General features: G+C 73.0%; 17 protein-coding genes and 1 pseudogene. 9 read left to right on the top strand and 9 right to left on the bottom strand.

The window, feature by feature from the left end:
* Nucleotides 1-88: 88 nt before the first annotated feature.
* Nucleotides 89-1,246, top strand: coding sequence for a S8 family serine peptidase (locus NYF13_RS26070; protein WP_315660270.1), 1,158 nt, complete (start codon nucleotides 89-91; stop codon nucleotides 1,244-1,246).
* A gap of 162 nt (nucleotides 1,247-1,408) precedes the next feature.
* Nucleotides 1,409-1,771, top strand: a complete 363-nt coding sequence (locus NYF13_RS26065; RefSeq protein WP_315660269.1) for a hypothetical protein — start codon at nucleotides 1,409-1,411, stop codon at nucleotides 1,769-1,771.
* Between the two features lie 5 nt (nucleotides 1,772-1,776).
* Here NYF13_RS26065 and NYF13_RS26060 read toward each other — a convergent pair whose 3' ends face one another.
* The 6 genes from NYF13_RS26060 to NYF13_RS26035 all read right to left on the bottom strand — a co-directional run bounded on the left by NYF13_RS26060 (nucleotide 1,777) and on the right by NYF13_RS26035 (nucleotide 5,972).
* Nucleotides 1,777-2,148: a hypothetical protein gene (locus NYF13_RS26060; RefSeq protein WP_315660268.1), complete on the bottom strand. Its 372-nt coding sequence runs from the start codon at nucleotides 2,146-2,148 to the stop codon at nucleotides 1,777-1,779.
* Nucleotides 2,145-3,464, bottom strand: coding sequence for an alpha/beta hydrolase (locus NYF13_RS26055; RefSeq protein ID WP_315660267.1), 1,320 nt, complete (start codon nucleotides 3,462-3,464; stop codon nucleotides 2,145-2,147). The genes NYF13_RS26060 and NYF13_RS26055 overlap by 4 nt, the downstream gene beginning before the upstream one ends.
* Before the next feature lie 34 nt (nucleotides 3,465-3,498).
* Complete coding sequence (locus tag NYF13_RS26050; RefSeq protein WP_315660266.1) at nucleotides 3,499-4,809, bottom strand: WXG100 family type VII secretion target; 1,311 nt, start codon at nucleotides 4,807-4,809, stop codon at nucleotides 3,499-3,501.
* Nucleotides 4,806-5,204, bottom strand: a complete 399-nt coding sequence (locus tag NYF13_RS26045) for a hypothetical protein (protein WP_315660265.1) — start codon at nucleotides 5,202-5,204, stop codon at nucleotides 4,806-4,808. Before NYF13_RS26045 ends, NYF13_RS26050 begins: the two co-directional genes overlap by 4 nt.
* Before the next feature lie 104 nt (nucleotides 5,205-5,308).
* Nucleotides 5,309-5,611, bottom strand: a complete 303-nt coding sequence (locus tag NYF13_RS26040) for a hypothetical protein (protein WP_091617569.1) — start codon at nucleotides 5,609-5,611, stop codon at nucleotides 5,309-5,311.
* Between the two features lie 19 nt (nucleotides 5,612-5,630).
* Nucleotides 5,631-5,972, bottom strand: a complete 342-nt coding sequence (locus tag NYF13_RS26035) for a WXG100 family type VII secretion target (RefSeq protein ID WP_315660264.1) — start codon at nucleotides 5,970-5,972, stop codon at nucleotides 5,631-5,633.
* A gap of 296 nt (nucleotides 5,973-6,268) precedes the next feature.
* Here NYF13_RS26035 and NYF13_RS26030 point away from each other — a divergent pair, with 296 nt between their 5' ends.
* A complete protein-coding gene (locus tag NYF13_RS26030) occupies nucleotides 6,269-7,693 on the top strand; it encodes a long-chain fatty acid--CoA ligase (protein ID WP_315660439.1) in 1,425 nt (474 codons plus the stop codon).
* Between the two features lie 19 nt (nucleotides 7,694-7,712).
* Here NYF13_RS26030 and NYF13_RS36800 read toward each other — a convergent pair.
* From NYF13_RS36800 to eccCa, 3 genes and pseudogenes are all read right to left on the bottom strand, one after another.
* Nucleotides 7,713-8,132: pseudogene (locus NYF13_RS36800) on the bottom strand (nucleotidyltransferase domain-containing protein); the annotation flags it as partial.
* 57 nt (nucleotides 8,133-8,189) lie between these two features.
* The gene (locus NYF13_RS26025) at nucleotides 8,190-8,903 is read right to left on the bottom strand and encodes a trypsin-like serine protease (RefSeq protein ID WP_315660263.1); all 714 of its coding nucleotides are present in this window, start codon (nucleotides 8,901-8,903) and stop codon (nucleotides 8,190-8,192) included.
* A gap of 335 nt (nucleotides 8,904-9,238) precedes the next feature.
* The gene (eccCa, locus tag NYF13_RS26020; RefSeq protein WP_315660262.1) at nucleotides 9,239-13,186 is read right to left on the bottom strand and encodes a type VII secretion protein EccCa; all 3,948 of its coding nucleotides are present in this window, start codon (nucleotides 13,184-13,186) and stop codon (nucleotides 9,239-9,241) included.
* 133 nt (nucleotides 13,187-13,319) lie between these two features.
* Between eccCa and NYF13_RS26015 the strand changes: the two genes are divergently transcribed.
* The 6 genes from NYF13_RS26015 (at nucleotide 13,320) to eccD (ending at nucleotide 18,933) form a co-directional block, all read left to right on the top strand.
* Nucleotides 13,320-14,096: a WXG100 family type VII secretion target gene (locus NYF13_RS26015; RefSeq protein ID WP_315660261.1), complete on the top strand. Its 777-nt coding sequence runs from the start codon at nucleotides 13,320-13,322 to the stop codon at nucleotides 14,094-14,096.
* A gap of 29 nt (nucleotides 14,097-14,125) precedes the next feature.
* Nucleotides 14,126-15,265 (top strand): hypothetical protein, encoded by a 1,140-nt coding sequence (locus NYF13_RS26010; protein WP_315660260.1) that lies wholly within the window; start codon nucleotides 14,126-14,128, stop codon nucleotides 15,263-15,265.
* Nucleotides 15,266-15,268: 3 nt separating this feature from the next.
* A complete protein-coding gene (locus NYF13_RS26005) occupies nucleotides 15,269-16,624 on the top strand; it encodes a hypothetical protein (protein WP_315660259.1) in 1,356 nt (451 codons plus the stop codon).
* A gap of 100 nt (nucleotides 16,625-16,724) precedes the next feature.
* Nucleotides 16,725-17,234, top strand: a complete 510-nt coding sequence (locus NYF13_RS26000) for a hypothetical protein (protein WP_315660258.1) — start codon at nucleotides 16,725-16,727, stop codon at nucleotides 17,232-17,234.
* Nucleotides 17,231-17,554, top strand: a complete 324-nt coding sequence (locus NYF13_RS25995) for a YbaB/EbfC family nucleoid-associated protein (RefSeq protein ID WP_315660257.1) — start codon at nucleotides 17,231-17,233, stop codon at nucleotides 17,552-17,554. Before NYF13_RS26000 ends, NYF13_RS25995 begins: the two co-directional genes overlap by 4 nt.
* Nucleotides 17,551-18,933 (top strand): type VII secretion integral membrane protein EccD, encoded by a 1,383-nt coding sequence (eccD, locus tag NYF13_RS25990; protein ID WP_315660256.1) that lies wholly within the window; start codon nucleotides 17,551-17,553, stop codon nucleotides 18,931-18,933. The genes NYF13_RS25995 and eccD overlap by 4 nt, the downstream gene beginning before the upstream one ends.
* Nucleotides 18,934-19,046 lie beyond the last annotated feature (113 nt).

Raw genomic sequence — 19,046 nt, 5'->3', positions numbered from 1 at the left:
CCTGTTCCCGCGGCGCCCCCTCCACTAGGATCCGGGAGCTGGCAGGGAAATCCCGACGGGGAGGGGCGTGGCCGTGAGGTGGCAGGCAGTGGTTGCGGCGGCCGGACTGCTGGCGCTGGGCCTGCCGGTCACCGCGGCGCCGGCGAGCGCGCTGGGCCAGTGCGCCGACCCGACCGGCACCTACACCGGCGCGGTGCCCTGGGGGCAGCGACTGGTCGACCCGCAGCGGCTCTGGCCGCTCTCGCGGGGCGAGGGCCAGGTGGTCGCCGTGATCGGCACCGGCGTGGACGGGCAGAACGCGCAGTTCGCGCCCGGGCAGGTGCTCGGCGGCCCGGGGACGGCACCCTCGGACTGCGACGGCCGCGGCACGATCGCCGCCGGGATCGTCGGGGCGCAGCCGGCGGACGCGACCACGTTCACCGGTGTCGCGCCGGCCGCGAAGATCCTTCCCCTGCGCTACACCGAAAGCAACGGCTCCTCGGCCGAGGGCGGCGGTGACCCGGGAGCGCTGGCCGGCGCGATCGACACCGCGCTGAACCGGGGCGCGGGCGTGCTGCTGATCGCCGTTCCGGCCGGTTCCGACAGCCCGGGCCTCGACACGGCGGTGGAGCGCGCGCGGGCGGCCGGGGCGGTGGTCGTGTCCCCGGCGGCCGCGACGCAGCAGGGCGCGCACTCCTACCCCACCACGTCCTCCGGCGTGCTCGCGGTGGGCTCGACCAACCAGGCGGGCCAGCCCGTGCAGACCGAGACCGGGGACTACCTCGGCGTGGCCGCGCCGGGCGCGAACCTGGTGAGCACTTCGGCGGGCGGCGGCGGCTCGGTCGCGCACCGCTGGCCGGTCACCGATCCCGGACTGGCCGCGGCCTACGTGGCCGGGGTCGCGGCGCTGGTGCGCGCGGCCCATCCGAACCTCACCGGCGACCAGGTGGTCACCCGGCTGACCCTGACCGCCTCCCGGCCGCCGTCCGGCGCGCACGACCCGCGCCGCGGCTGGGGCGTGCTGGACGCGTATGCGGCGGTTTCCTCCACGCTGCCGGCCGACGTGCCCGGACCGGGCGCGCCGGTCCGCCCGGTCTCGCTGCCCGCGGTGGTCCCGGCCCCCGCGCCCACCCGCCCGGACACCGACCTGGCCGCGGGCCTGATCGCGCTGGGCGGGGTGGTGGCCGCCGCCGTGGCCGGGCTCGTGGTCGCCGCGGTCCGGCGGGGGAAGCGCCGCGCTTGGCGGCCGTCCCGCTTCGGTTCCTGAACGGGGTGACGGTCCACCCGTCCGGTGCACCGGACGCGGAGAGTGCGCACCGGCGGGGGATTCCGCGCTCTTGAAGGGCCTCGGGCACTGTGTCATCCTGGCGGGCCGGTGCCGTCCAGGCGGGACGGTCGGTGGCGCGCAGCACGGACGGAAGGCGTGGAAATGGTCCGTCGGGGACGAGTGCTGGTGATCGGTCTCGACCCGGTCCGGCTGGAGGAGTGGGATCCCGCGCCGGTCCAGGCGGCGATGGTGCGGGGCGACGCCCGGTTCGAGGCGTACGGCATCCAAGCCGACACCTGCCTGGTGGCCCTCGACGCGGATCCCGAAGCGACGGTCGAGGCGGCGCTGGACGGCGGCGAGTACGCCTGCGTGGTCATCGGCGGCGGGATCCGGGGCCACGAACCGCTACTGGAGTTGTTCGAGAAGGTGGTCAACCTGGTCCGGGTGCACGCGCCGGACGCGGCCATCGCCTTCAACCGCAGCCCCGAGGACAGCGCCGACGCCGCGTTGCGCTGGCTGAGGTGACGCGCTCAGGTCGTTTCGACGCAGCGGGTCGAACCCACGATCGCGACCCCCGCGCCCGCGCGCGCGACGTGCACGGTGAAATCCGCGCCCTCACGGCTGAATCGCGCGATCAGCTCCGTCGCGCTGCTGCGGTCGCGGGCCTGCCAGCCCGCGGACTCCAGCATCGGCAGCACGGCTTCGGCCAGCCGCCGCTCGCCCGAGGCGCACCGCTCCAGGCGCACGCCGTACTGCCAGCAGACGAGGCGGCCGGGCTCGGCCGGGTCGCAGTCCAGCTCGCCTTCGACCGTGCGCACGGCGCCTTCGCCGAACGCGCGCGCGACACCGTCGATCACGGCCGTCAGGTCGACGGCCAGGTCGGCCAGGCTTTGGGTGATCACGGAAGCACCACCTCCGGGGCCGGGGCCACGGGCGCGGGGGTCAGGTGGCCGCCGGTGAGCACCCCGTAGATGTTCTCCCACGAGTCCGAACCCGGTTTCAGCACCCCGCTGTGCGCCGAAAGGCCCCACTGCGTTTCCCCGGCCGCGTCCCGGCCGGTGGCGAGGTCGGTGACGCCGGGGAAGGTGTCCGGGTCGGCGCCGTGGCCGATGCCGGTCCACTCCGCGCCCCAGGCGTTGCCCTGCGCGACCACGATCGGGTCGAGCGGCGCGGTCATCGAATAGCGCTGCACCCCGGCCTGGCTCGCCGGCAGGTCGGCCGGGCTCCACACGCCGTGGCCCATGCCCGCCGACTCCACGTGCAGCACCCGGTCGACGGCGAGACCCTGCTGATCGGCCAGCCCGACGGTGGCGCCGCCGTAGCTGTGGCCGATCGCGGTGATCGTGGCACCGCCGCCGGTCCGGGCGTCGACCTGACTGCGCAGCTCGTCGCCGAAGGACTTGAGACCGGGCGCCATGGCCTGCGCGTAACTCGCCTCGGGGCCGTGGGTGACGGCGTTCTGCGGGAAGACGCCGTCGGCCCAGACCACCATCGCCGTGCGGCCGGCCGGGTCCGCGGCGATCAGGCTGCGGCCGAGGTCGGCGTAACCCTGGAAGGTGTCCATCCGGGTGTTCACCCCGGGTACGAACAACCCGACGTTGCGGGTGCCCGGCTCGATGTTCCCGACCAGCTCGGCGATCCGCCCGTTGCCGGCCGGGTCGAACCGCAGGATCTGCCGGTTGGTGGCCAGGATGTCCTGGTACAGCGCGATCTTGCGCTGCGAAGCGGCGATGGCCCGGGTGTCCGCACCGGTGGCCTGGAGCTGCTCGAGCCGGTCCTGCTCGGCGGTGAGGGCGTCGGACACCTTGGCGCGGTTGGCCCTGATCGCGCCCGCCCACGCCCCGCTCGTCGCGGCCCCGGCGGGAGTGCCCGCCTTCGGCAAGGGGGCTTCGGGCAGCAGGGCGCGGTACATCGCGGCCACCTGCTCGTCGGCCCGGCGGTACCCGGCCGCGGCCGCGGTCAGCCCGTTCCGGAGGGTCTGGGCGCGCCTGACCTGCTCGTCGATCTTCTCGCCCAGCTCGGCCATCGTCTTCGCGAACGTCGCCGCCGCGGCGGCCGAAGCGGACACCCGGCCGAACGCGGCCGCCTCCACCTTCTCGCCCGCCACGGCTTTCTGCGCCGTGGCGAGCGTGCCCGCCCGTCCGCCGAGTTCGGCCGCCGCCGCTTCAAGCTTCGCCGGGGCGACCCGGTAACCCCCGGCGGTGCCCACAGAAGTCACCGGGCCTGCAGAAGTCACCGAGCCGCCCGCCCCCTCAGTACGCTTCCGGCTCTTCGCCGATCACCGACGGAGCCACCGGGGCCTGCTGGCCCCAGACGTTCTCCGTCTCCACCAGCCACGCCGGGATCCGCCGGCCGGAGCCGAGGTCGCCGCCCGCGCCCATGCCGCCCATCGGCATCATGGGCATCATCGGCATCGCGCTCTTGGCCGCCGCGCCCGCGGCTCCGGCCGCACCGCCCGCGAGTCCACTCAGGACGTTCGACGCGCCGCCGTCGCCGGCCAGGCCGGAGTGCGCGGCCGGGGCGTCACCGGGGCCGGAAAGGCCGCCGCCGGTGGGGATGCCCCCGCCACCGCCACCGAGGGAAGGCGCGTCACCGCCGCCGATCGGGATGCCGCCGCCGACCCCGCCTTCGGTGCCCGCTCCGCCGCCGGACGCAGGGGCGGCCGGATCGTCCTTCTTGTCTTCCTGGTCCTTGCCACTGGCCCAGCCCGGGACCTTCGGCATGATCGAGCCGAACCGGCCGAAGGCGGCGGCCGAGGCCGCGGCGAGGCCGGCGGTGAACATGTCGCCGAACAGCGGGCTGCTCGGGGCCGCCGTGGCGCCGGGGCCCGGGGCGACCGGCGGCACGGAGCCGTCGACCGGCAGCGGGTGGGTGTCGACGGCCGGGTCGACGGCCAGGTTGGAGCCGGGCCGGGCGTTGCCCGTGACGGCGCCGCCACCCGAGGCCCCGCCGCCCGGGGTGGGCGAGGGCGGGGTGGCCGCGTTGGGCGAAACCGGGATCGAGTCCTCGGCCGCGGTGTAGTTGGTGGCCAGCTGGCTCATCACCACGATGGCCTTGGCGTGCGCGGAGCCCGCGGCGTTCGCGGCCTGCTGCTGCGCCTCGACGTTCGTGATGGCCTGCTGCCGCTGCTGGGCCGCGGCGAGCACGGTGGCCGGCGAGGAGTCCGGCGGCAGCAGCGGCGGGTTCACCGCGAGCGCGAGGTCGGCCGGGGCGACGTCCGGCACCGAAACCGGCGGCGGCATCTCGGTCTTGGCCTTGACCAGCGCCTCGGCGGCGTCTTCGAGCATGTGCTGCATGCCCTGCGCGGTCTGCGCGACCTTCCGGATGCCGCCGGCCAGGTCGGTGATCATGGTCTGGTACTGGTCGGCCGCGCCGCCGGTCCACGAGCCGGTGAAGTCCGACAGCTCCTTGGACAGGTTCTCGGCCTGCTCGTGCAGCCCGATCGCGGTCGAGTTCCACTGGTCGGCGGCGGACTGGGCGCTGTTCGGGTCACCGGCCTGGAGCATCGCGTACAACTGCTGGTGGGTGTACCCGGCGAAGTTGGTGTGCGCGGTCTCGGTCATCCGTGGGTCCCCCCGGAGTTCGCGTTGCTGCCACCGCCGAGGCCCAGCAGCGAAAGCAGCGGATCCAGCAGCCCGGTCTGCTGACCTGACTGGTGCAGGTCACCGGCCACGTTCTGGTCGGCCTGCTCGTAACCGTCGGCGACGGTGGTGGTCACGTCCTGCGCGAACGTGATCGCGCTGCGGACCTGGTCCAGGAGTCCCTGCATCTCCGCGACGGCCGCGTGGTGGGCGTCGACGAGCGAAGCGGCCTCGCCGAACTCCCCGAACAGCAGCGGGTGGTCGCCGAGGGTGAGCAGGAAGTCGTTCGGCTTGGACATCGCGTGGATCTGGGTCTCCAGCTCCCGCACGAAGTCCTTCAGTGATTGCAGATGCACGTAGTACGACTGGTCGGGCATCGTTCTCCAGACCCTCTCGTGGGGCGCGGGTACGGACCGGAAAAGCCGGCCGGCCCGTGCGAGCGGGGGGTACTCGCACCGGCCGGCCGACGTGAAGAGCGCCCTCAGCCCGCGAACAGGCCCTGGTTGCGGTTCTCCAGCTGCGACTGGAGGTCGTGGGCGTCGCCCACCTTCCCGCCGAACTGCGCGATGATCGCCACGATGTCCGCGGTGGCCTGCCGCAGCCGGGTCTCCGACTGGCGGGCGGCCTCACCGGCGGAGCTGCCGGAGGCGTACCAGGTCGAGGTGATCGGCTGCAGGTTCTGGTGCAGCTGCTCGAGCTGGGAGGTCAGCGCCTTGGCCTTGGCGGCCAGCGACGCCGAGCTGTACTGCAGCGCGGCGAAGTTGATTTCGACGACGTCAGCCATCTTCTCGGGTCCTTTCGGCTCAAAGGTTGAGTCGAGGGATCACATTGCCCTCGACGCTGTGGCTGACGCTCTGGAAGCTCTGGTGCACGTCCGAGTCGCCGCTGTTGTAGTTCGTGTGGCTCGTGTGCACCAGCTGGGACATGGTGTCCAGCTCGCGGACCGCGGAGGTCATCTTCTCCTGGAGCCGGCGCTGCAGGTCCCAGAACGCGACGGCCTGGTCACCCTTGTAGTTGCGCAGCGTTTCGGTCAGCTCCGATTCCAAGCTGGCCATGGTGGACTTGGCGTTGGACGCCGTCTCCTCGAAACCCTGGACGGCGCGCGTCATGGCAGCTGAATCTGCCTGGAATCCCGGACTGGACATCGGCGGGCCACCTCCTTCCCTCTCGCGGACGAATCCCGGTGCGCGGCAGGGCTCCCTGCCCGCGCGTTGTGAATGTCACGCTAGAAAAGCCGGGGTCTCGGTCAAACGGCACAACTGCCGGTCGCGTTGACGGCACTATTACCCACAGGGCCGTGGCGGTCCGGGTTGATCATCGCACGCTCGTCAACGCGCCGGTCCGGCCGAGCCCGCGGGGCGGGCGGCCGCCAGGGCCGGCTCTGACGGAATTCTGAGAACTCTCCGTTATCCATGTCCCCGGCGTAGGAAAGGGCGTGGACATGGTCTATCCGCAGGCACTGCTGGAGGTGCTCGCCCGGGAGCCGGGGCGCCCGGCGTTCGAGCACGGGCCGCGGGTGGTCACGCGGGCCGAGGTGCTCGAGCTGATCGGCCGGTTCACCGCCGGGCTGCGCCGGGCCGGGCTGGGACCGGGCGACGGCGTCGGCATCTCGACCGCGGTGACCCCCGAGGGCTGGGCCGCGCAGCTCGCGGCGCAGATACTGGGCTGCCGCGCGGTGGGCGTCCGCGCGGGCCTGCCGCAGGCGCATCTGCGAGCGGTGGTCGCGGACCTGGCCGCGGTGGTGGTGGACGAGCCCGGGGAGACGCCGCACCTGCGTGCCACCGGGGTCCGGATCCTTCGGATCGGCCCGGAATTGCTGGCCGCGCACGAGGAACCGGTGCCGCGGGGGCGGCTCGGGGACATCGGCTGGGTGGTGTTCACCAGCGGCAGCACGGGCTTGCCGAAGGGCGTGGCCTTCAGCTACGCGGCGCTGGCGGCGCGTGGCCCGGAGCACCGCGGGCCGTCGGGCTGGGACGTGACCGAGGCGTACCGGCGGTTCCTGCTGTTCGGAACGCTGAGCAGTGCGGTGATGGTGATGCACCTCGAAGCCTGCCTGCTGGCCGGCGGCACGGCCGTGATCCCGGACCGGCGGCCCGACTTCCCGCAGGTGCTGCCGCAGCTCGACGTCACCGCGGCGCTGATGACCGTGCCCCGGCTGTACCAGGTGCTCGACGTGCTGCGCGGCGCGGAAGTCGACTTGTCTTCCCTGCGCGCCCTGACCGTCGCGGGCTCGCCGGTGCCGGCGGGGCTGATGGCGGAAGCGTTCGAGCGGATCGGGCCGGGCCTGCAGCAGGGGTACGGCCAGACCGAGACCGGGAAGCTGACCATCCTGACCGCCGAGGACGTGGCCCGGCACCCGTCCGCGCTGGGCTCGGTGGGACGGCCGTGGGGGCCGGTTTCGGTGCAGGTGCGCGAAGGTGAGGTCTACGTGCGCACGCCGACCGCGTTCGCGGGGTACTGGAACGACCCGGGGCTGACGGAGTCGGTGCTGCGGGAGGGCTGGGTCCGCACGCAGGACGCGGGCCGGCTGGACGACGACGGTTTCCTGCACCTGACCGGGCGGACGCGCGACGTGGCCATCGTCAACGCGATCATCCACTACCTGGGGCCGATCGAGCGCGCCCTGGCGTCGGGCCCCGGAGTGGACCAGGCGTACGTGGTGGCGGCGCCGGACGAGCGGACGGGGGAGGCGATGCACGCGTTCGTCGTCGCGTCACCAGGCGGCTCGCCGGACTTCCGGGAGCTGCGCGCGCTAGTCGCGGCGGAACTGGGGGAGGCGGCCGTGCCCACGACGTTCCAGGTGATCGACGCCGTGCCGGTCGCGGCTTCGGGGAAGCCGGACAAGGCGGCGTTGCTCGGAGGGTGAACCGCCGACGCAGGTCGGCGAGGTCGCGGGGCTGGGGCTCGTAACCGCTGTGGAAGCACAGCTGCTGGGCCACGGAAAGACAGGGCACCGGCGTGCCCGCGATCTCGCCGGTGACGAAACAGCCGCCGTGGTCGTCGGCGGCCTGGGTGGCGGAGCCGTCGGGCGCGAAGTGCAACGGGTGCAGGTCCAGCTCGGCGCCGTCGTCTCGGCTGAGGACGAACCGCACCGGGAGGGCGTCCTCGGTCTCGCGGAAGTCGGGCAGGGCCTGAAGTACGGAGGTCTCCTGCTCGGCGCGGTGCAGCAGGTCGAGGTCGGCGTGCTCGCGGGTCTGGCGGCCGAACAGCGCGTCGACGCCCCAGCCGCCGGTGAGCCGGACGTCGAGGCCGCACGCCCGGAGGCGGTCGAGGATCTCCAGCACCGTGGCGGCGCTCAAGGGCATGGAGCGAGTGAACCGCCCGCCGCGACCGGGTTTCCGGCGCGGCGGGCGGCTTTCCGATCAGACTCCCGCGGTGGAGGAGATCCAGTCGCGGCTGGCGGCGACGCTGGCGTAGTTCTGCGTGCCGTTCTTGTCGCTGCCGGAGTTCTCGCCGGTGGAGCAGACGCCGACCTGGACGCCGTTGTTCAGCTCGGGGCCGCCCGAGTCGCCGTGCCAGGACGCGCCGTTGACGCCCTTGCTGGCGATCGCGGGGCCGTCGAAGGCGTCGGTGCTGGTGCCGGTGACCTTGACGTTGGCGGTCTTGAGGGTGGACGAGGGCGGGCTGTTGCCCTGGGTGCGGCCCCAGCCGTAGATCTGGTTGGTGGTACCCCGGGCCGGGTCACCGGTGCCCAGCTTCATGAACGTGGTGTCCACAGCGGACTCCAGGTGCAGCAGGGCGATGTCCCCGTTGGGCGAGGCCTGCTGCTGGTCCACGGCGACCTCGGTGCCCTTCCCGAGCGCGACGTTGCCCACCTTGACGTGCATGCCCGGGTCGTTCAGGCAGTGCTGCGCCGTGAGCACCCACTGCGGCGCGATGATCGTGCCGGAGCACTCGAAGCCGCCGAAAGTGGTGACGTCGTCCCAGAAGATCTGCGCGCCCCAGGGCGCCGAGCTGACGGTCGACCCGCCGATGATGTTCGTGCCCGCGGTCTCGGCCCCGGCCGTTTCCGCCGACACGATGCTCAGCGCCGCGGCCGCCCCGGCCGCGACAGCTACAGCCTTCGACAAACGCATGGAAATCCCCTTGGCTCAACGGAAATCGTCCCGGACGAAACGATTTCACCAACGTAGGAGAGGGGGCGGTGAGTTTGTAACCTACCGAAGTCGGGTCTGACTGCGAACTCCGTTGTGGGCCATTCGGAGTAACCGGCGGTCCGCCCCGCTGCCGAGCTGCGCCGCTCGGGCCGTAGCCGGTGTGTTGTCGCTTGTGGACCTGCGGTGCTTGGAGGCCGTCCAGGCGCCCGTCATCGAGCGCGGACCTGGCCCGCCGCGGAGTCCCCGCCGGCTGGGACGTGTCCTGTTTCGGCTGCCTCTCCGGCACCGAGACCGAGGTCGGCCGAAACCCCCGCTCAATCCTCCGGCTTGGTCCAGGCCACCTGGACCAGCCCGGTCCCGTGCCGCCGCGATACCAGGGTGCCGCGGCCCGGTGGTTGCGGTGAAGGCTTCACCTCGCCCATCAGCGCGCCCTCCTCCTTGGCGCCCGACATCACCAGGCCCGGCGAACCCAGCTCCCGCACGCGTTGCAGCACCGGCTCGAACAACGCCCGGCCCGCGCCGCCGGAAGAGCGGGCGATCACCAGGTGCAGGCCGATGTCGCGGGCCTGCGGCAGGAATTCCAGCAGCGGCAGCAGCGGGTTGCGGCCGACCGCCGCCACCAGCTCGTAGTCGTCGACCAGCACGTACAGGTCCGGGCCCCGCCACCAGGAACGGTTCCGCAACTGGTCCGGGGTCACCGAGGGGCCGGGCAGGCGGTTGCGCATCGCCGTCGCGCACTGGTCGACCAGTCCGGTCAACTGGTTCTCCGCGCCCGCGTAACCCAGCAGGTGCGGTTCGTCCACCACGCCCAGCAGCGCGCGGCGGTAGTCGGCCACCAGGATCAGGGCCTCATCCGGGGTGAACGTGGTCGAGATACCCTTCGCGATCGCGCGCAGCAAAGAACTCTTGCCCGACTCGACGTCGCCGAAGGCCACGAAGTGCGGGTCCGTCGCGAAATCCAGGTGGACCGGGCGCAGGCTCGACTCCGCGATGCCCAGCGTGACCTGCCGGGGCGGGGCGACCGGCAGCGCGTCCAGCGCCACCTCCGGAGGCAGCAGCCGGACCTGGGGGGCGCGGGCCCCGGGCCACGCCGCCGTCACGCGGCGGACCAGGTCCAGGCCGCCGGCGCCGATGGTGTCCGGGCGCTGGTCGCCATCGACGCGGGGGAGGGCAGCCAGGAAGTGCAGCTTGTCCGCCGTGAGACCGCGGCCGGGGCGGTCCGCGGGCACGTTCTGCGCCACCTTCCGGTCGATCGACGAGTCCGCCGGATCACCCAGGCGCAGCTCGAAGCGGGTGCCGATCGCGTCGCGCAACTGCGCGCGGGCGCCGATCCACTGGTTCATCGTGATCACCACGTGGATGCCGAATCCGAGCCCCCGCGCGGCCAGCCCGGTGATCTGCTCCTCCAGCTGCTCGTACTCCTGGCGGATCGTGGTCCAGTTGTCCACGAACAGGAACACGTCGCCGAACTCGCGGTCCTCGGTGCTTTCGGTGAACTCCGCACGCCGCTGGCGGAACGTGGCCATCGACTCGATCCCGTTGGCGGCGAAGAACTCCTCGCGCTGTTCCAGCAGCGTGGTCAGCTCCGCCACCACCCGGCGGCAGCGTTGTGCGTCCCGGCGGGTCGCGTAACCCGACACGTGCGGCAGGCCCGCGATCGGGGCCAGCGCGCCACCGCCCATGTCCAGCACGAACAACTGCACCTCGGCCGGGGTGTGCGTCAGCGCCAGCATCGCCGCGATGTCCTTCAGCAGAGTCGACTTGCCGCTTTGCGGCGCACCGACCACCACCGCGTGCCCGGCCCCGCCGGCGAAATCGGCCCACAGCAGGTCGCGGCGCTGCTCGAACGGCTTGTCCACCAGCGCCACCGGGACCATCAGCTTCCCGTTGCCGCCCCAGCCCAGCGGGCACAGCCCGCGTTCCGGGTCCTCGCCCAGCGGCGGCAGCAACTGGTCCAGGGTCGGCGGCTCGGACAGCGGCGGCAGCCAGATCTGGTGCGCCTCGGGGCCCCGGTCCTCCAGCCGCGAAAGCATCGCGCCGATGATCGTCTCTCCCGTGCCGGCCTCGGCGACGGGCGCGGCCGGCTGCGCCGAAACCGGCACCTCCACCGGGTTCAGCAGGAACGGCAGCACCCCCAGTTGCTGCCCGTCCTCCCGCACGATCCGGCTGCGCGGCGGCAGCTCGCTGGAGACGTAGGCGGCCTTGAGCCGGGTCAGCGTGTCGTTGTCGGACTTGAGGTAGGCCGATCCCGGCACCGGCGGCAGGTGGTAGGCGTCGGCGACCCCGAGCACCGCCCGGCTTTCCGAGGCCGAGAACGTCCGCAGCCCGATCCGGTACGACAGGTGCGAGTCGAGCCCGCGCAGCCGCCCCTCCTCCAGTCGTTGCGAAGCCAGCAGCAGGTGGATGCCCAGCGAACGCCCGAGCCGCCCGATCGCGACGAACAGGTCGATGAACTCCGGCCGTGACGAGAGCAGCTCGGAGAACTCGTCGATGATCACCAGCAGCGAGGGCAACGGCCGGAGCGCCACGCCGTCCGCCCGGGCCTTCTCGTAGTCGCGCACCGACGCGTAGTTGCCCGCCGAGTGCAGGAGTTCCTGACGCCGCAGCAGTTCGCCGTTCAACGCGTCCGCCATGCGGTCGACCAGGGCGAGGTCGTCGGAGAGGTTGGTGATCACCGCGCAGGTGTGCGGCAACCCGGTCATCCCGGCGAACGTGGCGCCGCCCTTGAAGTCGATCAGCGCCAGGTTCAGCTTCTCCGACGAGTGCGTGACCGCGAGCGCCGTGACGAGCGTGCGCAGCAGCTCGCTCTTGCCCGAACCGGTCGCGCCGATCACCAGCCCGTGCGGGCCCATGCCGCCCTCGGCCGACTCCTTGAGGTCCAGTTCCACCGGCCGTCCCTCGGGGTTCACGCCCAGCGGGATGCGCAGCCGGTCGCGCGCCGCGCGCGGCGCCCAGGTGACGGTGGTATCGGTGTCGCGCGGGTCGCCGATGCCGAGCAGCCCGGCCAGCCCGAACGTCGCCGACATCGGGGTCTCGCTGACCACGGTCGCCCCCTGGTACAGCGGGGTCAGCATCCGTGAGAGCGCTTCGGCCGCGCCGCGGTCGAGCTGGTCCGGCGTGCCGAGGAAGCCCAGCCGTGCTTCGGTGCCGCCGTCGAGCACGACCATGCCCAGCTGGTCCGCGCTGACGTGCAGGCTCAGCAGGTGCCCGGTGGACGCGGTCCGCGGCTGTTCGGCGCCGACCTCCAGCACGGTGATCCCCAGCCGGCCGTCCTCGGCCAGCAGCCGCGGTTCGCCGTAGGTGCCGCCGCCGTCGACCACCAGCACGATGTGCGGCAGCTCGGGCGTGGTGGCCGGGCGCCGGGTGAACGCCGGGCGCTCGCCCAGGTCCGGGCCCAGCAGACCGGCCAATGCACCGGCCTCGGCGGCGACGAGCCGGCGCGGGCCGGTCGCGTCGGCCTGCGCCGGGGCGGTGGCGTGCGGCAGCCACTTCGCCCAGTCCCAGTCGTGCGTCCGGTCCGGGTGCACGCAGAACGCCACGCGCAGGTCGGCCGGGGAGTGGAAGGTGACCAGCTGGGCCAGCACCGCGCGCACCTGGCCCAGCACCTCCGGCCGCCGTCCGGAGAGGGTGACCGCCGCGTACGACCGCAGTTGCAGCGAGACCGGCAGGCCCTCCACGGTGGAGTAGGTCCGGATGAAGTGCTTGAGGTTGGTCGAGGACACCGGGTCCAGGTCCTCCAGCGGCACGGTCTGCGGCGCGCGCAGCGGCGCGGCCAGCGGTTGCGGCCCGGTCGCCGCGCGCACCAGCGCGAAATGCCGATCGCCGCGGCGGCGGTCCCAGTGCTGCCCGGTCTCCACGTACGCCCACAGGTCCACCGGGTCCGGCTGCTGCGAGATCAGCGTCGCGCGCTGCGAGTCGGCGATCGTGCGCACCCGGGTACGCAGGCCCGCGAGGTAACGCTGGTAGTCGCGGCGCTCCTCGTTGATCTGCGCCTTCTTGGCCATCCCGCCGCGGCCCAGCGACATGACCACCATGCCGCCCATCGCGGTGATGAACAGCGCACCGAAGATCCAGGTCATCACCCCGCCGTCGCGTCCGATGTAGACGAACGACATCGCGCCCATGCCGAGCATCATCGGCAGGAACATCATGAGCTGCATCAGGCCGCCCGAACCGCTCTTGGGCAGCATCGGCGGCGACTGCAGCATGATCTCCCCAGGCTGCTCGCCGAGCAGGTCGAGGCGGTCACGGGACGGGCTCATGCCCCGTATTTTGGCCACCATCACCGCCGTCGCGGTGGGTACTTTTGCCGTCCGCCCGCCCCCGGGGGCGAACTTACCCTCGTCCGAGCCGCCTCCTGGGGGAGGCACCAGGACACGTCAGGGAAGGAGGGCCGTGGTCACGACCGGCGAGTACCGGGCGGAGCCCGAGGCCATGCGCTCGACCGTCGGCAACGTGGGCGCCATCATCGCCCACGGCATCAACGCCGTCTCCGACCTGGAGAAACTGGTGGTCCAGCCCGCCTCGTTCGCCACCTTCGGCAGCGCGGTCGCCGCGGCCGGCGCGGCGCTGCACTCGCGTCAGGTCACGGCCGTGCGCAGTCTGCTGCAGCTGCTGCAGCAGATCAACGGGCTGGTCAAGAGCAGCGCCGACGCCTACCAGGCGGCCGATCAGGCCGTGGCCGGCGGCTACGGCAGCCACTCCGCGCCCGCCCCCGCCTCCTCGTCGATCTGGGGCACCCCGCACGCCGGGGAGCTGGCGACGCTCGCGATCAACGACAGCACCGGCGCCCACGGTGAACCCGGCTCGGTCGGCAACGTCCTGCGCTACCTCGGCGACGCGAACTTCGGCCGGCTGGGCGAGCACCCGATCACCGGCACCCGCTTCCACGGCGTGTCCGACTTCAACGACTGGCTCGCCGGCGACACCGGCAACCAGGCCCGCGTGGGCCTCATCGAGGTCTACGCCGGCACCGCCCGCACCTTCGGCGACGTGCCCGGCGGCGTCCACTCGGGCGACGTCGTGGTGGTGGAGCCGCTGCGATCCGCCGGCTCGGCCCCGGTGATCGCCGTCGCCGGCGACGGCGGCGCCCTCTACAACCACGGCCTGGTCGACCCGGGCCTGCACGGCCTGGCCAAGGTCAGCGTCTACCGGCCCGCGGCCGTCGTCTGACTCCCCGATTCCCCACCAAGGTAGGTGCGATGCTGACTTTCCCGAACTCCAGCGCGATGGACGCCACCGCGTCCTCGGGCGGCCCGATCACCGTGCTGCCGCAGATCGTCACCGGCCAGCCGGAGCAAATCGCGAAGCACGTGCTGGACCTGCTGCACAAGGCGACCGAGTTCACGTCGCTCTACACGGAGCTGACGAAGGCCGCGGACGCGCTCGGCCAGACCTGGTCCGGCGCCGCGTCGGAATCGGCGCTGAAGAAGATCACCGACTCGCTCTCGCAGTTGACCAAGATCATCGGCGTGGTGCAGAAGGGTGCCGAACTCCTGGGGGTGTCCGGCACCCTGATCAAAACCGCGCAGGAGGCCTACCGCGCGGTGGTCTCGGCGGTCAACCCGACCGTCGCGTCGCTGATGTCGAACTGGTGGACCTACGGCGCCGCGGTGGCGCTGTCGACGGCGACGAGCGCTTCGCTGCGCGCGTTCATCACCTCGGTCGGCGCCTTGCTGAAGGCGCTCGGCGCGGTCGACCTGGCCAACCAGATCACGCAGGTCGCGCAGATCATCGGCGAGATCGAGAAGCTGTTCCACGGCGGGGACGCCGGTAGCGCGACCGCCGCCGGCTCCGCGGGCAACGCCACCGTGTCGGGCACCCCGGTCACCGCGCCCGTCACCCCGCCGCCGGTCGCCAGCGCATCCGGGCAGCAGGCGATCGGCGGCGCCACGGCGGGCGGCACGGGCGGCGGCAACGGCGTCCCGGGCGGGCCGCCGTCGTTCACCGACTACATCCCGCCCGCCCTGGGCACCACGAACGGCGCCACGCCTTCGCTGGGCACCACGAACGGCGCCACGCCTTCGTTGGGGACCACCCCGGCTCTGGGCACCACCCCGGCGCTGGGGACCACACCCGGGCTGGACCCGTCGAACAGCTGGATCGCGGTCGACCCCTCGGCCCACGCCCCGGCCGTGCCCAGTGCTCCGGCCGCCCCAGTTGCCCCAGTTGCCCCGGTCGTTCCCGCCGGGGCCAACGAGGTGGTCATCCACACCGACCTGTCCACCGGCCAGTCGACGGTCGAGGCCCCCTCGGGCCAGGACCTCGACATCAACCTGGACCTCACCTACGACGGCCGGCACTTCCAGCAGCACGTGGACATCGACGCGAAGGGCGCTTAGGCCGTGGCCGCCGTGGACGCCTCCGGGGTGGTCGGCTCCGTGCTGTCGGGCTACCGGCAGGTGCTGGTGGAGTACCGGCACCGGGTCACGGGCGAACCGGCGGAGCTGAACGCCGCGTCGCAGCGGTGCACCACCCAGGCGTCGACGGTGACCGGCAAGGCGGCCGAAATTTCCCGGTCAGCGAAGGAACTTCACGCTGACTGGGACGGAGACGCCTACATCGCGTACGCCACCGCGTCCGGCAAACTGGCTGAAGACCTCAACGACCACGCCAAGAAGCTGGCCGATCAGGGCCAACGACTGGCCGCCGCGGTGCAGTTGCTCCAGTCGGCCCGCGCCGCCGTGGATGCGGTGCTCGCGCAGTTCGACCAGTACGGCGCCCAGTTGACCAGCCAGGCCAAGGCCGCCGACGCGAACGCGGTCGGTGCGTTCATCTCCGCCGCCCGCCGGCTCGGCGAACAAGCGGTGGCCGCGGCGAAGCAGGTCTCCGAAGAGCTGGGCGAAGCCCTGGCCCGGCTGTTCCCGCCCGAAGGTGCGGGAAGGTTGGAGCACGAGCTGGGCAAGTGGGGCACGGGCGCGCTGCACTGGCTCAACGGCGAGCCGCTTGACGGCCGCAAGCGCCCGCGCACGGTGCCATCGTGGTTCGGCAATTCCGGCTGGAAGAAGCTCACCGCGGACGGCCTTGAGGGCACGCGCGCGCCGAAGAAGGCGAACACCCCTTTCGGCCAGCCCGAACCCGAGGGCCTGAAGAACAAGCTCGCCAAGAACACCGAGATCACCTACGCGAAATGGCAGCACGAGCAAGACGGCCTCGATCCCGAGTACGACGCGAAGGTCACTTCGCAGGGCTGGGACGCGAAGGCGTCCGGACACGCGGAGCTCGCCGCGCTGCACGGTGAGCTTCAGGGCAAGCAGGAGTGGGGCGTCGCGGAAGCCAGTGCGAAGGGCACGGCGTTCGCCGGCGGCGAGCTCTCCGGTTCGGCGCAGCTCGGGGCGCACGGCCTCGGCGTGCACGGTGACGTGTTCGTCGGCGGCAAGGTCGAAGGCGAAGTGGCGGCCGACGTCGCCGGGGTCGGCGTCGGCGCGAACGGCACGCTCCAGTACGGCCTCGGCGCCCAGCTCGACGGCCAGGCCGTGTACGACGCCGGGCACATCAAGGTCAACTTCAAGGCCGGTGCCGCTCTCGGACTCGGCGCGGGCGTGGGCGCGAAGATCGACATCGACCTGCCGAAACTGGGCCACACCATCACCGAGTACGGCGGCGCGGCGGTGGACGCGGTCGGCACCACGGCCGGCCAGGCCGCCGACGCCGTCGGCCACGCCTGGGACGACGCGGCGCACTACGTGGGATCGTGGTGAGCGGCGTGGACCGGAAAACCCGGGGTACCACCGAGATCCGGGGAGCTGACGCCGTAGCCCGCACCCGGGCCGCCGTCCGCGTGGACGCGGGGTGAGCGGCGTGGCTGCGGAGACGGTCTCGCTCCCGCTGGGCTTCGACGTCCCCGAGGGGTGGACGCCGCTCGCCCCGGCGGAGGCGGGCGCGCCGGGGGTGGTGTTCGTCGCCGTGCACCGCGAGGCGGGTGCGGGCTTCACCCCGAACATCACGCTCGGCGTGCGGCAGCGGCCCGATCCGGCGCCACTGTCCGACATCGCCGAGGAGGCCGTCGAGCGGCTCGGCCGGACCATGGCGCTGGTCGAGGTGGCCGGCCGGCATGAGCTCGGCGCCGCGGACGCGCCCGGCCTCACCCAGGTGCTGCGGCTGCGCACCGGCGAGGGCCAGGAGCTGGTGCAGACCCAGGTCCACCTCACCGTGCCCGGTCCCGACGGGCCGGTCGACCGCGTGGTGCTGGAGCTCGTCTTCACCGCCGCGCCCGAGGCCGCGCGCCGCCTCACCCCCGACTTCCGGCAGTTCGTCGCCAGCGTGCGCCTGCGCCGGAAAAACCCCGCAGGAGAAGGAGAACCGTGGTGACCGACCCCAATGCCGTGCCGGACATGGACGAGCTGCTGGCGCAGGTCCGCCGGCAGACCGACGAGGTCCAGCGCATCCAGCGCTCGGTGGAGGCGCTGGAGGTCAAAGCGGCCTCACGGCAGAACGAGGTCACCGTCGTCCTGCGCGGCGACGGCCGGTTCACCTCGATCGACATCGATCCGCGCGCGATCCGGGAGTACGACGCCCGCAACCTCTCGGAGATCGTGCTGGAGGCCGTGAACGCCGGCCTGCAGAAGCTGGCCGAGACGAGCAGCGCCAAGTTCGCCCCGGTGATCGAGGCGTCCAGGTCCGTGCAGTGAGCGCGCCCGCCCTGCTGGCCGGCTCGACCCGGCGCGTGACGATCGTGACGCCGCGGGCCCGGGTGGACGTCGCGCTGCCGCAGCAGAGCACCTTCGCCGAACTGGTGCCGCAGCTGGTGCGCCTGGCCGGGGCGTCCGGCCAGGCCGCGGCCGAGCACCCGGGCTGGGTGCTCTCCCGGCTCGGCGGTGCCCCGCTCGCCCTCGGCCTCACCGTCGCCGCCGCCCAGGTGCGCGACGGTGAGGTGCTGCACCTGACCCCGCGGGAGCGCCCGCGGGGCCCCCTGCTGTTCGACGACGTGGTGGACTCGATCGCCAGTGTCGGCGAGTCCACGTCGAACGCCTGGAACCCACGGGTCGCGCGCCGGTCCGGTATCGCGGCGGCCGTGGTGCTGCTGCTCGGCGGCGGGCTGCTGGTGCAGTCCGCCACCTCGGGCAGCGCGCTCGCGCCGATCTGCACCGGCCTGCTCGCGGTGGTGCTGCTGCTCGGCGGCGGCGCGCTGAGCCGGGCGTACGGCGATTCGGGCGCGGGTTCGGCCGGCGCGCTGGCCGGTGTCGGCGTGGCGCTGCTCGCCGGGATGTCGATCCTGCCGCCGCACCCGGTGTTCTCGCTTTCGGCCGGCCCGCTGGCCGCGGGACTGGCCGCGGTGACCGTCTACGGCGTGCTGGCCGCGGTGTCGGTGGCCGACCGGCTGCCGTGGTTCGTCGCGGTCACGGTCTCGGCGGGGTTCGGCGCGATCACCACGGGCGTGGTCCTGCTGGCGGGCGTGAAGCCGGTCGCGGCGGCCGCCGTCGCCGCCGTGGTGGCCACCGCGCTGGCCGCCGTCGCGCCGATGCTCGCCCTGCGCCTGGGCCGGCTGCCCCTGCCCCGCGTGCCGGACGATATGGAGTCCTTCCGCGCCACCGAACAACCGTCGTTCGGTGAGGACATGGTCGGCCGGACCACCCACGCGCAGGCCTTGCTGACCGCCCTGCTCGTGGCGCTCGGCCTGGTGGCGTTCGCGTCGGCGGTCACCCTCGCCGCGGCGGGCGGGCCGTGGGAGGCCGGACTGGCCGGACTGCTCGGCATCGGCTGGATCCAGCGTTCGCGCTCCTACGCCGGCCGCACCCAGCGCCTGGTGCTGGCGGCCTTCGGCGTCGTGATCCTGCTGACCGCCGGCGGCTGGCTCCTCTCGGACGGCAACCGGATGGCCATCCTGGTGACCGGTGTGGTGTTCGTGCTCGCCGCGGTCGTCTGCCTGAGCTACGCGACCCGCGTGGCCCGCGGCGTGCGCTCGCCGTACTGGTCCCGCCTGCTGGACGTCTCGGAGTTCCTGGTGCTGCTCGCGCTGGTGCCGTTCGTGGCCATGATCGCCGGGGTCTACCAGGCGGTGCGGGGCTGATCCTCCCGTTTCGGCCGCGCCGCCCGTTTCGGTCGCGCGCGCCTGCTTGATCCAGGGCCATAACCGCTGGTCTGGTAGCTTCGGCAACTGGCATTGGATCAAGCAGACGGGCA

It is taken from the genome of Amycolatopsis sp. PS_44_ISF1, assembly GCF_032335455.1.
Lineage (GTDB): Bacteria > Actinomycetota > Actinomycetes > Mycobacteriales > Pseudonocardiaceae > Amycolatopsis.
This window is presented reverse-complemented; position numbering and strand designations above follow the sequence as displayed.